The organism is Hymenobacter guriensis (assembly GCF_015773195.1).
Lineage (GTDB): Bacteria > Bacteroidota > Bacteroidia > Cytophagales > Hymenobacteraceae > Hymenobacter > Hymenobacter guriensis.
The window spans coordinates 75,397-90,251 of the sequence record NZ_JADWYK010000001.1; the positions used below are offsets into that span (position 1 = coordinate 75,397).

Here is a 14,855-nt window from a genome sequence, read left to right on the forward strand (position 1 = left end):
TATTACCTGTTCTCGCCCAGGCAATAAAAAAGGCCTCCCGAACACCGGGAGGCCTTTTTTTGGTGGCAGAATAAATCTGCGCTGCTTATTGTTTCACGATCTTCTGCGTCCAGGCTTGGTTACCCTGCTCTACGCGCACCAGGTAGGTGCCACGCTGCAGTTCGCTCAGCTGGAGGTTGCCATCAGCACTCAGCGTGCGGGTCAGCACCACCCGGCCGGCCAGGTCAAGCACCTGTACGCGGGCGTTCTGAGCAGTGATGGGCAGCGTGATGGTCACGTTGTTCTGCACCGGGTTGGGGTACACGCTCAGGGCACCAGCGGCGCCGTTTACCACCGTCTTCACTTCCGAGTAAGCAAACTGGCCGTCGAGGTCAACCTGCTTGAGACGATAGTAAGAGGTGCCACTCAGCGGGTTCTTATCGGTCGACTTGTACTCGTGCTTGTTGGTGCTCGAACCGTTGCCAGCTACAAAGTCAATAGTCAGGAAGGTCTTGCCATCGGCCGAGCGCTGAACTTCAAAGCCTTTGTTGTTTACTTCCGTAGCCGTAGTCCAGCTCAGGTTCACCTGCTTGTTGGCGGCTTTGGCCGAGAAGGCCGTCAGCGTCACGGGCAGCGGGCTTTCAATCAGGATACCCTGAATGGTTTCCTGCTCCGAGGGCACCAAGAAGTTGGCGGCTCCACCCTGGATGGTGTTTACACCCGGGTTGTTGCTGTTATAGTCGAACACGAAGATGTAGTAATCCTTAGCCGGGTCCAGACCATTGAAGGTAGCGCTGCCAGTAGTACTTGCATATACTACGTAGAAGTTCGGGTCGGTTACTCCCGGAGCCGGCGTAGGGTTTGGGGGCAGCTTCGAGCCGCTCTTGTATCCTAAGGTTCCGGGGCTGTAGTCAGTACCGTCAGAAGGGTTCTGACCCGGAGCTAGCAGCGTTGGGTTTTCACTTACAACTACCATACGCAACTTGCCGTAGCCAGCAGCCTCAGGATCTGTTACGCCTGCAGGGAAGAAGAAGTTAACCGATGCAGATGCACCATCACTGGTACGGCTAGCCACGAACTGGGTACGTAGCGTAGGCTCCAGGGCCAGACCAAAGCCACTCAGGCTGCTTTGCACGGGGTTAGCCGTGTTCACGAAGTTGATAGTGGTCGGGCCAGTGTCGCTGCTCTTATAGCGCAGCTTCGAAAGGGGATTACCTACACGAGTTGGAGCATAGCGCACATACAGCGGACGGTCAACCGAGGCCGTTACTTGGTTCGGCGTCACCACCAGCGAGGTGAAATAGGTGATACCATCCAGTGAAATCTGGAACTGGGGGGTTTGGCTGGCATTATAACTGTCGCTGGCATCAGGCTGCACCGAGATGGTAATAGGTGCCAATACTCGCTCAGCAAACAACTGGTATGTTTTGGCCGCCGAGAATTGATTGATTACCACTTTCGTCTCGAATGTAAAGTCCCCCGATATCGTGATAGTAGGCTCGCTGTTGCCCCGTACACTGGCTAGCACTTCCGTAGCGGGTGAGCTGAAGTTTGAGGTATTCTCGCTGTGCTGCGCCTGTTCCGTAGGGTTATAGCGCACATATACTCGGGTGGCAGCTATATAGCCATTTACCGGAGCGTACGTGAGCGTATTGCCGTTAGCCGAAGTGCTGGAAGAAATTCCAGTGAACAGAGAATCCTTCGAAATCTGGAAGTTAGCAGGTGCCGTTACCGTGATAGGACGTACGAGGTTTTCGCCGGTAATCTTGTAGGAAGCGGAACGCGAAGGGCGGCCGAGTACGGTAGAGAAGATCGGCAAGAATGGTACACCCTGCGAGTTGGTTGTGAGAGCCTGAACCGAAGTATTGGTGTTAGTGCCCGTAAACGGGTTATTGGCCGTGATTTGCACTACTGCGTTCGGAGCTCCCGTGCTGCTGGCGGTGATGTTGCCAGTGAACGGCCCATTGGGTACGGTGCGTAGCCGCACCTGTATGGTAGTGGCCGGTACTGTACCGTTTACCGGAGTCAGCGTAATGGACGCGTTGTTGGTGTAAGCCCCGCTGCCGGCTACCCGAAACTGGATAGCGCTGTTGCTGCGCGTAAGTACAATGGGAGCTGTCAGGTTGCTGCCACCTACTACAAAAGATTCATCTGGCTCGGCTGAACCTGTACCCGATACATCACCAAAGGCTATTGTAGATGGGTTGGCATAAACGTTCGGTCCAGGAGGCTGCGGCGTAGCCGTACCCGAAACGGCAGCTTCGTCGGTATCATCGGAGCCTGCAGTAGACACGGACACAATTGAGCTACGCAATTCCGGAGCTACTACATTGTTCTTAGGGGCAAAACGTACCTGCACCGTCGTATTCAGGCTTGATGCACCACCCGAGTTCAGTACTATATCACTCGTGGTATACGTACCGGTAGCGGGGTTGAGCAGCTCGAAGTCGTCGCTACCGGAAGATACCACCACAGTACCCGTCAGGTTAGCTCCCGTAACAGTTAGCGACTGAGGAGTAGAGGCGCTTCCTACCTGAGTATTGGAAAAGGCAAGGCTGGTCTGCACGATATCCACTGTGGGTGGAGCAGGCACCGAGGTACCTGAAACCGTCACCCGACGGGTAGAAGCTGCGCTGGTAACTCCACCACCGCTTGCAGTGATGTTAGTCGTTAGCGGGTCGCCAATCACTGTCGGCGCAAATTTCACATAGACGGTGTGCGTACCAGTTGCTTCAGCAATGGTATAGGACAGCGGACCGCTGATGAAAGTACCATTAGCCCCGGTTTTGCTGATTACGAAGTTGGCAGTGCTACCCAACGTAAGAGCTACATCAGCCGTCAGATTCTGACCAGTGAAAGTAAAGGTCTGCGTTTCCGTAGAGGTAGAACCCACCGTTACATCATCGGCGAAGGCAACCGCACCAGGGCTAACCGTGAGAGTAGGCGTCATGCTTGCCAGTGCCACATCATCAAGACGGTACAGGGAAGTACCTGATTGACGGGTAAAGCGCAGGCGCAGATTCGCAGCAGATGGGACCTCGGAAGACAGGGTATACTGATTCCAAGCAAATCCATTATTCACAGATGCATTGCTGTTCGTATTGGTCGTCAGAGCAGTGTATGCTACATCTGTGTACGCAACGCCATCCGTGCTGTAGGCAACTTTGAACTGGGTGTTGAGGGTAGAAATGCTACTTCCGGAAGGAGCAAACAAGCCAAAAGTCAGACCACGGTATCCTGAAATCCCGGTGGTATTGATGTTGGCTATCTGAAAGTTGTAAGGCGGCGTACCCGGGTCTTGCGCCGAAGTCGCCGGGCCGAAAAAGATACTGATACTACCGCTGGCACCGGTGTACCCGGTAGAGCTGGCCGCCGTGGCCGTTACCGCAGAACCTGAGTAAACGAAGCCTTTCTCGTTGTCATTAGAGAAGCCATTGGCAGCATAATAGGACGCCACGGTCTGGCGCGAGCCAGCAGTGGTGCCCATCGTTTCCGTGAACGTCTGGCCCCAGCCCAGAGAGGGCAAAGAGAACAAAGCCAGTAAAAATACCCAAGCCTTAGCCCACTGGCTTGCCGACTTGGATCGGTTGTACGAGTTTTTCATATTAAAAGGAAAGCAAGGTTTCAAAGGAAGTAAGTGACTATTTTGACTTTCAGGGGTTTAGCCAGGATTCAAGTCCAAGCTATTTTAGCTCCTTTTACGCGGCCCATAAGCTACAGTTGAGTAATTTTTCTGACATTTCATATGATTTTTTCTTATATGTACTTGATTTTATATTTAGTTTCAGCTTACTTAGTAAGTTTGCTGCATTTAGACGTCAATTATGGTGAAGCCAACACTGTGCAGAACCGACTTACTCCAAAGTAAGACACACATTTCATGCCTAAAAGATTCCATAACGAATATACTTATACGAATAAGTAGCATTTTGTGGGTTTACGTCTGGACTATATATGTGAGCCTATAGGCTGTATCGAGCGTTATTTCTAACATTACAGCCTTCTTCATCTTAGCCAACGTTCTTTTCCAACTACAACATTATCATAGATAACTTAAAATTCAAAAGACTTTCAGACGTGCTGAGCACAGAAACGCTTCTACTCCCAGAGCGGATAGTGCTCTAAGTGAACCTCCTGCTCAAAGAAGATGCGGGTGCTTTCCTCGAATGAGCGGGTGAAATCGGACACGTAGAAGTGGTGTGCCGGAGCAGGCCCGGTGGCCGGAGCGGCCAGCTGCTGCGCCTGCAGGTACTGCTGCACATGCTGCGCTACCACGTCGGAGGCATCGAGCACTGCCACGCGACCCTTATAGTAGTCGGCAATCTGCTGCTTGATGAGCGGATAGTGGGTGCAGGCCAGCACGAGGGCCTCAATTCCCTGCAGCACGGGGCTGGACAGGTAGGTTTCGATGATGTTGCCGGAGATGGAGTTGTTGAAGAAGCCTTCCTCAATCATTGGGGCCAGCAGCGGGGTAGCTAGGCTGCGTAGCTCTACGCCGGCATCCAGCTCATCTATCTTTTTGCGGTACACGTTGCTGTTGACCGTTTGCTTGGTGCCGATAAGCCCCACCGTGCGCCCGGCATACGCCTGGCCGATGTGCGCCACAATCGGGTCGATGACGTTCAGCACCCGGGCTTTGGAGCCCACGTACTCTTTCACCAGCTCGTAAGCCGCCGCCGAAGCCGAGTTGCAGGCAATCAGAATCACCTTGCACTGCTGCTTGAGTAGCAGGTCGCAGATCTTCACCGAGTAGGCCTGAATAGCAGCCGTGCTTTTGTCACCGTAAGGCAGGTGAGCGGTGTCGCCGAAATAGATCAGCCGCTCCTGCGGTAATACCCTGCTCACTGCCCGCGCCACTGTCAGGCCCCCAATACCGCTGTCGAACACCCCAATCGGTCGGGCCGCAAGGGGGAAAGAAGCTTCTTTTCCCATATCGGGCGCAAAGGTAGGATATTTTCCCTGAGAAATTTCACCAGAAGCCGCATTCGGCTTCTGCAACCCGTCGGCAACCTGCAGTGGGGCTTGCTTGCTGCCTTATTTTCTTCTATATAGTAGCCAGCAATCTTTGGTACCCCCACCCTCCCCGTTATGAGTACGGTTCTGCAAGAAATCGACCAGGCCCTGGCGTCTTTCAACCCGGCCCGCGGACGCCCCATAGCCATTGAGCTGGGCGAGCGGAAGTACACCCAGCTGATTCTCGACGTAGCCCACCTGCACCAGGCCGGCGGCGAGCTGACCACCAACACGGGCCGCCCCCTCGCCTACCGGGGCCTCGAAATCCTGCGCGACGAGCTGAACGTGGACCGCGTGCGGGTTATTTGAAGTGGTGAACTAATGCGTTGGTGAAATGATGAGTTGACGTTCTACCGCGCAAGTGGCGCAGGTAGCGCAAGCAGCACGGCCAACTCCCCATTTCACAATTTCACCACTTCACAATTCCACCGCCCGTACCTTTGCGGCATGAATCTGCTTTCCGCTGAGAACCTTTCGAAGAATTATGCCGACCGGTGGCTGTTCCGGGACCTGAACTTTGGGCTGCAGCAAGGCCAGCGCGTGGCCTTCGTGGGCATTAATGGCACCGGCAAAACCACGCTGATGCGCATTCTGGCCGGGCTGGAGCAGCCCGATACCGGCCTGGTAAGTACGCGCAAGGGCATTCGGGTCACCTACCTGGGCCAGAACCCGGAGTTCAATGAAAGCCTGACGGTGGAGGAAACCATCTTCGCCAGCCAGAACGATACGCTGCGCGCCATTCAGGAGTACGAGCACGTGGTAAATGACCCGGACCACAAGTCCGACGACCTGCAGCGGGTGCTGGAGCGCATGGATTCGCTGAATGCCTGGGACTATGAAGCGCAGGTGCAGCAGATCCTGAGCCGGCTGGGCATCCTGGGCGAGCTGCTGACGCGCAACGTAAGCCAGCTTTCGGGCGGGCAGCGCAAGCGCGTGGCCTTGGCCCGCGTGCTTATTGAGGAACCCGACGTGCTGCTGCTCGACGAACCCACCAACCACCTGGATCTGGCTACCATTGAGTGGCTGGAAAACCGCCTCTCCTCCCCCAGCCTTACCCTGCTGATGGTAACCCACGACCGGTATTTCCTGGACAGCGTGGCCAACGAAATTGTGGAGCTCGACAAAGGCCAGGTGTACCATTACCAAGGCAACTACGCCTACTTCGTGGAGAAGAAGGCCGACCGCGAAATGCGCGAATCGGTGGAAGTGGAGAAAGCCCGGCAGCTGTTTAAGAAGGAGCTGGACTGGATGCGCCGCATGCCCCAGGCCCGGGGCACCAAGCAGAAGGCCCGCATCGACGCGTTTTACGTGACCAAGGAAAAAGCCAGCACCAACCTGAGCAAGCAGCAGGTGGAGCTGAGCGTGAAAACCACCCGCCAGGGCGGTAAAATCATTGAAGCCAGCCACCTCAACAAGAAGTTTGGAGACAACGTGGTGCTCGACGACTTCAGCTACGTGTTCAAGAAAAAGGACCGGATTGGCCTCGTGGGTCCGAACGGTGCCGGCAAGTCCACGCTGCTGAACATGCTCACGGGCAAGCTCCAGCCCGATTCCGGCACCATTGAGGTTGGGCAGACTACCGTGTTTGGCTACTACACTCAAACGGAGCTGGAATTCGACCCTTCGCAGCGCGTCATCGACATTGTGAAGGAAGTGGCCGAGGTGGTGGAGCTGGCCAACGGCGACGTGCTGACGGCCAGCCAGTTTCTGAGCTTGTTTCTGTTTCCGCCGGCCCAGCAGTATACGCTGGTCAGCAAGCTCAGCGGGGGCGAAAAGCGCCGCCTGCAGCTGCTGCGGGTGCTCATCAAAAACCCCAACTTCCTGATTCTTGACGAGCCCACCAACGACCTGGACCTGGGCACGCTCAACATCCTGGAAGACTTTCTGCTGCACTTTGGCGGCTGCCTGCTCATCGTGAGCCACGACCGGTATTTCCTTGACCAGCTGGCCGAACACCTGTTTGTGCTGGAACCCGGCGGGGCCGTCCTCAACTTCCCCGGCAACTACACCGATTACCGCGAGTACCTGGCTGAGCGCGAAACCGAAGCAACCCAGGAAGCTGCCGAAAAGGAAGCCAAAGTAGCCCGCGCCGCCGCCAAAGTAGCCGTAGCCGCCCCAGCGCCGGCCCCAGCGTCCAAGCCCGCCGAGGCCCTCAAGCGCAAAGCTTCTTTCGCCGAGAAAAAGGAATACGAAACTTTGGAAAAGGAAATCGGGCAGTTAGAAAGTCGTAAGCAAGAGCTGATCGAAAAGCTGAACTCCGGCTCCGGCTCCCACCAGGAGCTGGCCGACTGGGCCGCCGAGCTGAAGCGCACCGAAACCGCCCTCGACAACAAGGGCATGCGCTGGCTGGAACTGGCCGAGCTGGTATAACCCGACTTATCCTCCTAAAACAAAGAAGCCTCCTCTGCGCGCAGAGGAGGCTTCTTTGTTAGGTAGCTGGTTTACTGCAAGGCGGCCGGTAAGGTAGCTTGGCCCGCTTCATCAACCGGAAAAGGCCAGCTGCGCACTACGGCGCTTAGCGGAACCGGCGCGAACAGGTGCGGAAAATATGCCTGGCGGCTCTCAGCCCATTCCCGCTCTACCCGCACGTTGGCAGCGGTAAGCGCGGCTTCATCGATTTCCAGCAGCACCGCGTCCGGGCTGTTCTGGTAATGCTTGCGGGCGGTTTCCAGCACCTGGCTTAGTTCCGAGGCGTGAATAAAGCCTTCCGCTTCCAGGTCGGGGCTAACGAAAAAGCCGGTCAGCTGTGCGGCGGCCCAGTCGGCGGGTTGGGCTATGCGGTAGAGCATGGTGTTAATTCTGCATGTTGAATTCTGAATTCGGCGGCAGGAACCTGATGTCTTAATTCAGAATTCAACATGCAGAATTCTTTTCTAGGCCTGCCACACTTCCTGTTGCACGGCTTTGCCCACCGTGAGTACGAGGCGCGTGGGGTTGGGCACCAGCGTGAGGCGGGCTTCCTTGCCAGAGTATTTCTCGGAATCAATCCAGACGCCTTCCTTGGGCGACGGGGTGCCGATAGTGGCGGGCAGGTAGGCCGTGGGCAGCAGCACGTCGGTATCCGACACCAGATCGGTGTGTACTTTTTCCAGGGCGGCTTCCAGGAATGCGCCGTACTCGTCGTTGAAGTCGTCTTCCAGATCGTGTAGCTCTTCCTCCACGTCGTCGTAGCGGGCGTCGTCGTAGGTGAGCTTGTGCAGCTCCTGTTTTTTCTCAATCAGGGCAACCAGGGCGCGGTTGAGGTCCTCCTTATTCATGCGACTCAAAGTAATAGGTGATGCAGGCCGTAAAGGTGCGCAGGATTCCGTTATTTGTCGAGAGTCAGGCGGTGCAAATTAGCCTTTCCCCGGCATGACTCAACTGAATCCCGTATTTTTACCACCTCCCAACCCCGCTTTTTCCACCCGCTTTACTTGTTCTCCCACCCATGGAAACCATGACCTCGCCCGCCGTGCAGGCTCACCCCGCCCACGACTTTCTGCCCCTCAACGGCACCGACCACCTGGAGCTCTACGTGGGCAATGCCAAGCAGTCGGCGTACTTCTACCAGGCCGCATTTGGCTTTGAGCTGGTAGCCTACTCCGGTCCTGAAACCGGGATGCGCGACCGGGCCTCCTACGTGCTGCAACAAAACAAAATCCGCCTCGTCCTCACCACTTCCCTCCTGCCCGACTCCGACATCACGCGCCACGTGGCCAAGCACGGCGACGGCGTGAAGGTGATGGCGCTGTGGGTGGATGATGCCCGCAAGAGCTTCGAGGAAACCACCAGTCGCGGCGCCAAACCGGCCTTCGAGCCTTATACCATTCAGGACGCGCACGGCTCCGTGACGCTGGCCGGCATCTATACCTACGGCGAAACCATCCACACCTTCGTAGAGCGCAGCAACTACACCGGGCCCTTTCTGCCCGGCTACGTCGCCAAAACCAGCAACGTGCCCCAGGGCGCGCCGGTAGGTTTGCAGTACGTAGACCACTGCGTGGGCAATGTGGGCTGGGGCCAGATGAACCAGTGGGTAAAGTTTTACGAAGACGTCATGGGCTTCAAGCTGCTCATTACCTTCGACGACGACGACATCAGCACCGAGTACTCGGCCCTGATGAGCAAGGTGGTGAGCAATGGCAACGGCTTCGTGAAGTTCCCCATCAACGAGCCCGCCGAAGGCAAGAAGAAAAGCCAGATTGAGGAGTACCTCGACTTCTACCACGATGCCGGCGTGCAGCACATTGCCATCATCACTCACGACATCCGGTCAACCGTAGCCGAGCTGCGCCGCCGTGGCGTGGAGTTCCTCACAGTGCCCGGCACTTATTATGATGACCTGCTGGAGCGCGTAGGCCACATCGACGAGGAGTTGGAAAGCATCAAGGAGCTGAACCTGCTGGTCGACCGCGACGAGGAAGGCTATCTGCTGCAGATTTTCACCAAGCCGGTGGAAGACCGCCCCACGGTGTTCTTCGAAATCATCCAGCGCAAGGGCGCCAAGTCGTTCGGTAAAGGCAACTTCAAGGCCTTGTTTGAAGCCATCGAGCGGGAACAGGCATTGCGCGGCAATCTGTAAGCCTGCCGCTTTCTAATTTTCTCGGACTACCAGCATTTCCGAAACGCAAAGCGCCCCGGCCAGAAGGTCGGGGCGCTTTGCGTTTCGGCCCACCATCTCACACGATGATGTGAGTAGGGTTTATTCCGACCTCTGCGGGTCTATAGCTACCCCGCCAGTATACTTTCCCTCAGGCTGCCAGGCATAATGCCACAGCGCTCAATTGCCTTGCTGAAAGGGAGAACTAGCCGGCAGGCTATCCTAGCGGCTCTAAAGTCTCACCCAATTATGGGATTGATTGCCTACAATTTATCCCCTTGGTTTGCCGGTGCAATAGCCCAAATCAGCTTTCGGATTATTGCACAACTACCTGTCACTTTTCTACACGCATGAAAGCAAACTTTTTACGCAAAGCCAGCCTGCTTACCTTGTTAGGCGCAGGCCTCACCTTCAGCAGCCAGGCCCAGCGGGGCGGCCATTTTCTGAGCTTCACCAGCCAGCAGGATGATCAGGTAACAGTGCCCAACTTCACCTTGCCGGCTTCGGGGCCGTTTTCCCTTGAAGCCTGGGTGTACTACAATGGCTCTGCCTTCAGCACGGCCGGCTCCTTTAATACCGTGCTGGAGTTTGGCAATGATAACCCTTGGTTTGGTGTAAACTCCGATAGCCAAGTGGAGTTTTACTCAGGTCTGGAAGGCGGCACCGTGCCGGTCCGTACCTGGGCACACCTAGCCTATACCTGGGACGGCACTACCGGCACCGTCTACCTGAATGGCGAAGCTGTTGGCACCTCTACCGCCACCCCCGACCGCCTGGGCAGCAGCCTGGGCATCGGCTTCGGCTCCAGCGACACCGGCTGGCAAGGCTATATCGACGAGGTGATGGTATGGAATGTGGCGCGCACACAGGCCCAGATCAAGAGCGAACAAGCAAACGGTCCGGGCAACTCTCCTGTCGGACTATTGGCGTATTTCCGGTTCAATGAAACCTCGGGCCAAACCGTGCTGAACCAGGCCAATCCGACGCTGAATGGAGTACTGGGCTCTACCAGCGCTGCCGAAGCCAACGACCCGGTCTGGACCAACGAGGTATCCACCGCCAACCGCCTCCCCACTACCCTGACGGCGCGGCTGCAACCAAACTTTCCCAACCCTTTCGTCCAGGCTACCACTATTCCATTTGTGCTGAGCCGCCCGGGCCACGTAGAGCTACGAGTGCTCGACGTGACCGGACGCGCAGTGGCTACGCTTGTAAATGAGCCCCGCCCCGCGGGCACCTACACCATACCTTTCACCCACTCCAAGCTGGCCGCGGGTGTCTACTATACCCAGCTCACCCTCGACGGTCAGAGTACGACGCAACGGATGGTGGTACAGTAACAGTTGTCCTTCATTAATACAAAGAGCCCCGGCCGAAACAGCCAGGGCTCTTTTATGTGGTATGGCTTACACGTGGTTGCGGGACGACTTAACCAGGGGCCTTTACTTTGAGCCCACCAGGATGCCGCTCACGAAGTAGTTGCCAGATTCGGTGCGCAGGTTGTACACGGCTGGAGTGGTACCCGCATCCTGCCGGTCAGTGAGGTGGGTGGGCGCTACGGTTGCAGCCTGCAGTTGCAACAGGTCGTCGGTAGTTTGCAAGGTATCGGCGCGGCGGGTTTGCTGATTTCCTAGTACTAGAGGATGGTTAGGAGTGAGCAGCAACTCGGTAGCGGGCAGACCGGATGCCAGTGTAGGTTCCACTGATGCATACACGGCGGATGCTCCAATCGTGAGCTGTACCAGCGGGTAAGCGGCTTCCGTGTGCTCGTCGAGGCGCAGAACGCGGGTGGGCACCACGGCACCGGCAGCGGCATCGTAGCCCAGCACCACGTCGCCGGCCCGCACCTGCTCTATCGGCAGCTGCCGGCCACCGGGCAGGGCTACCATAGCCGTAGCAGGAAAGCAGGTAGCCAGGTGGCAGCTGAAGGGTTGGTCGTAAGCCTGCTGCAGGCTGCAGTACTGCTGGTTTAGGTCATACACGGCGGAGGTGAAATCTACCAGGCTCTGCACTTCCAGCAACATCTGCTGCTGGCCGCCAGCCAACGGGGCAATGTTTGCTTTCTCATCTTCCCGCTTGATATCATCGGTATAGTGAATAGCGGCCAGTTCCTTCTGAAAGGGAGCTACGCGGGCTTTCAGCTGGGCTTTGTGCGCCGTCCAGGCCGCTGTGAGCCTGGGCAGGTACTGGCGCATCAGCTCCTGGCGCCGCTTGAAGAACTGCCGGTTTTGCTCATACACCCGCTGCTGGCCGGCGCAGTCGCCATCTTTCGCCTCGGGCAGACGCTGGGCCTGCTGGCTTTGTTCCAGCGCCATCATGTCGGTGTGCAGAGCCGTAGTCAGGCGCTGCAGGGCCGAAGGCTGCTGGCTGCTGGAAGCCAGAGCGGTGCTCATCGTGCTGTAGGCTTCAAGGGCGGCTTTGGTTACCAGCGGCCCGAGCGGGGCGGCAGGCGTTTTACCGGCTACGCTCTTCACACTGGCCTCGTTCAGGCCGTGCTTGCGCATCAGCTGCTCCGTGTAGGCATCCTGCTCGGCTTCCGACTTTTTGGCCCAGGCTTTCTGAAAGGCCGGGTCACGCATTTGCTGCATAAAGTCGGCCTGCGCAGCCTGGTAGGCCGGGTTGGCGGTCAGGCGCTGCTGCGCGGAGCCGGGCGCGGCCATTTGCTGCTGCAGAAACTGGGCTTTTTCCGCGTCGCTCATCTTGGCTAGCTTGGCCTGAAACGCCGGATCCTGCATCTGCTGGGCCAACTGCATGGTCTGGGCATTAGAGCCCGGCATACCCGTGCCCTGCTGCAGGTACGCCATTTTCTGCTGATCGGTCATGTGTTCTATCCCGTCGGCGGAAGCCTGCGCGCCAAAGGCCTGCATAGTTTCTGCGGCGCGGCTTTGCTCGGGAGTGCGGGCGGTGGTAATAGCCACCATGTGCTGGCCGATCTGCTTTTCCAGCGCGGCCAGCTCGGCCGGGCGCTGCAGCGCGCAGCCAAAGGCTGCGGGCGGGGCCGGAACTTTATCAAACAGAAGAGTGACGTCCGTTTTGATGGGCTTCTGAGCCAGCGCTACGCCGGCAATAAGCAGGAATGCGGAAAGCAAAACCAGAAACATCAGGAAGCTGACAGCGCGATGAGCAGAGTGCATAGTAGCGGCAGTAGTGAAAAGGATTGACGCAACCCGCTCCGCCGCCCCCGTGGCTCCGCAGCAGATTGCGGCCGCAAGTGCGCCAAAAAACGGCCACCCGTCAATCACATTATCGGGCCTTCAGCCTCGCATATTGATGTGAAACCGGGCAACACTCCCGATTATTTCCCACTTTGCCGGCCGCCCGGCCGCCGCTGATTTTCATAACTTCTTTTTCTTTGGCCCGTCAATAGCGTTTTCGCAACCTCCCACCAGTTTATGGCCCTCTCAACCGACCTCCAACAGAAAATCAACACTTGGCTGACCGGCAACTACGACGCGGACACCAAAGCCAACATCCGGCAGCTGCTCGACTCCGACCAGGAAGAAGCGCTGAGCGACGCCTTCTACCGCAACCTGGAGTTTGGCACCGGCGGGCTGCGCGGCATCATGGGCGCGGGCTCCAACCGCATGAACCGCTACACCCTGGGCATGGCCACGCAGGGGTTGAGCAACTACCTTGTGCAGCAGTTTCCCGGCCAGGAAATCAAGGTGGCCGTGGCCCACGACTCGCGTAACAACAGCGCGGAGTTTGCGCGCATTGCCGCCGATATCTTCTCGGCCAACGGCATCACGGTGTACCTGTTTGAGGCGCTGCGGCCTACCCCGGAGCTGTCGTTTGCCATTCGGCACCTGGGCTGCCAGAGCGGCTGCGTGGTCACGGCCTCGCACAACCCCAAGGAGTACAATGGCTTCAAGGTGTACTGGAACGACGGGGCCCAGGTGGTTGCGCCCCACGACAAGAACATCATCACGGAAGTAAACGCCATTCAGAGCGTGGACGACGTGCGCTTTCAGGCCGACGCTTCGCGCGTGCATCTGATTGGCGTGGAGCTGGACGCGGCCTATCTGGCCAAAGTAAAGGAACTCAGCATCAACCCCGAAGCTATCCGCCGCCAGCACGATCTGAAAATTGTGTACACGCCCCTGCACGGCACGGGCATTACGCTGGTGCCACAGGCGCTGGCCCAGTTGGGCTTCAGCAACGTGCACATCGTGGAGGCCCAGGCCACGCCCGATGGCAACTTCCCCACCGTGCTGTCGCCCAACCCCGAGGAGAAAGTAGCCATGCAGCTGGCTCTCGACCAAGCCAAGGCCCTGGACGCCGACCTGGTGCTGGCCACCGACCCCGACTCGGACCGCGTGGGCATGGCCGTGAAAGACAACCACGGGGAATGGGTGCTGGTGAACGGCAACCAGACGGCCGCGCTCCTCACCCACTACCTGCTCTCAGCCCGGGCCCGCGCCGGCAAAATGACGGAGCAGGACTTCATCGTGTACACCATTGTGACGAGCGACGTGCTGGGTGATATTGCCCGCCGCCACGGCGTGAAGGCCTATCAGACGCTGACGGGGTTCAAGTACATTGCCGGCATCATTCGGGAGCTGGAGGGCCAGGAAAACTACATCGGCGGCGGTGAGGAAAGCTACGGCTACATGATTGGCGACTTCGTGCGCGACAAGGACGCTATTTCGGCCTGCGCGCTCATTGCCGAAATGGCCGCCGTAGCCAAAGACCAGGGCCACTCGCTCTACCAGGAAATGCAGCGCATGTACGCCACCTACGGCCTGTACAAGGAGCACCTGATTTCGCTCACCAAGAAAGGCCAGCGCGGAGCCGAGGAAATCCAGGAAATGATGCGCGAGCTGCGGGCCAACCCGCCCCGTACCATTGCCGGCCTGGCCGTGACCGAGCTGCGCGACTACGGGCAGGGCGTCATCCGGAACCTACATACTGGAGCGGAGCTTCCTACCGGCCTGGAAAGCTCCAACGTGCTGCAGTTTATCCTCGAAGACGGCAGCAAGATTTCCGCCCGCCCTTCCGGCACCGAGCCCAAAATCAAGTTCTACTTCAGCGTAAAGCAGCCCTTAGCATCCGTAGTGGACTTCGACCTGGCCAACCGCCGCGCCGACGAGAAGATTCAGGCCATCATTTCGGATATGCAGTTGCAGTAAAATTGGACTTTCTATAAAAGTAAAGCGCCCGGGCTATATCAGTCCGGGTATTTTATTTAGTTTCGGGTCATTATCTGGTTTTTTCACCTCTGGATTATCTTTCTTATCTCCTCGTTTATGTGGCGAATCAGTATTCTGTGCACGTTGCTGCTGAG

10 protein-coding genes are annotated in these 14,855 nt (G+C 57.4%); 5 read left to right on the forward strand and 5 right to left on the reverse strand.

The features are described 5' to 3' along the window. Window positions 1-85 precede the first annotated feature (85 nt). Together I5L79_RS00300 and murI are read right to left on the reverse strand one after the other, a co-directional pair. Window positions 86-3,583 carry a T9SS type A sorting domain-containing protein gene (locus tag I5L79_RS00300; protein WP_196953023.1) on the reverse strand — a complete coding sequence of 1,166 codons (3,498 nt, stop codon included), beginning with the start codon at window positions 3,581-3,583 and terminating at the stop codon, window positions 86-88. Between the two features lie 494 nt (window positions 3,584-4,077). After that, window positions 4,078-4,911: a glutamate racemase gene (murI, locus tag I5L79_RS00305; protein WP_196953024.1), complete on the reverse strand. Its 834-nt coding sequence runs from the start codon at window positions 4,909-4,911 to the stop codon at window positions 4,078-4,080. Window positions 4,912-5,067: 156 nt separating this feature from the next. On the opposite strand from murI, the gene I5L79_RS00310 reads away from it, so the two are divergent. Both I5L79_RS00310 and I5L79_RS00315 read left to right on the forward strand, forming a co-directional pair. Beyond that, window positions 5,068-5,301 carry a hypothetical protein gene (locus I5L79_RS00310; protein ID WP_196953025.1) on the forward strand — a complete coding sequence of 78 codons (234 nt, stop codon included), beginning with the start codon at window positions 5,068-5,070 and terminating at the stop codon, window positions 5,299-5,301. Between the two features lie 138 nt (window positions 5,302-5,439). Then, window positions 5,440-7,362, forward strand: coding sequence for an ABC-F family ATP-binding cassette domain-containing protein (locus I5L79_RS00315; RefSeq protein ID WP_196953026.1), 1,923 nt, complete (start codon window positions 5,440-5,442; stop codon window positions 7,360-7,362). 71 nt (window positions 7,363-7,433) lie between these two features. Here I5L79_RS00315 and I5L79_RS00320 read toward each other — a convergent pair whose 3' ends face one another. Then, entirely contained in the window at window positions 7,434-7,781 is a 348-nt protein-coding gene (locus I5L79_RS00320; protein WP_196953027.1) for a DUF952 domain-containing protein, read from the reverse strand. Window positions 7,782-7,865: 84 nt separating this feature from the next. Continuing rightward, window positions 7,866-8,249 carry a hypothetical protein gene (locus I5L79_RS00325; RefSeq protein ID WP_196953028.1) on the reverse strand — a complete coding sequence of 128 codons (384 nt, stop codon included), beginning with the start codon at window positions 8,247-8,249 and terminating at the stop codon, window positions 7,866-7,868. Window positions 8,250-8,419: 170 nt separating this feature from the next. Between I5L79_RS00325 and hppD the strand changes: the two genes are divergently transcribed. Both hppD and I5L79_RS00335 read left to right on the forward strand, forming a co-directional pair. Beyond that, window positions 8,420-9,553, forward strand: coding sequence for a 4-hydroxyphenylpyruvate dioxygenase (gene hppD, locus I5L79_RS00330; protein WP_196953029.1), 1,134 nt, complete (start codon window positions 8,420-8,422; stop codon window positions 9,551-9,553). A gap of 368 nt (window positions 9,554-9,921) precedes the next feature. After that, window positions 9,922-10,911, forward strand: coding sequence for a LamG-like jellyroll fold domain-containing protein (locus I5L79_RS00335; RefSeq protein WP_196953030.1), 990 nt, complete (start codon window positions 9,922-9,924; stop codon window positions 10,909-10,911). 102 nt (window positions 10,912-11,013) lie between these two features. Here I5L79_RS00335 and I5L79_RS00340 read toward each other — a convergent pair whose 3' ends face one another. Further along, window positions 11,014-12,705 carry a Hint domain-containing protein gene (locus tag I5L79_RS00340; protein WP_196953031.1) on the reverse strand — a complete coding sequence of 564 codons (1,692 nt, stop codon included), beginning with the start codon at window positions 12,703-12,705 and terminating at the stop codon, window positions 11,014-11,016. A gap of 258 nt (window positions 12,706-12,963) precedes the next feature. On the opposite strand from I5L79_RS00340, the gene I5L79_RS00345 reads away from it, so the two are divergent. After that, window positions 12,964-14,700 carry a phospho-sugar mutase gene (locus I5L79_RS00345; RefSeq protein ID WP_196953032.1) on the forward strand — a complete coding sequence of 579 codons (1,737 nt, stop codon included), beginning with the start codon at window positions 12,964-12,966 and terminating at the stop codon, window positions 14,698-14,700. The last annotated feature ends 155 nt before the right edge of the window (window positions 14,701-14,855 follow it).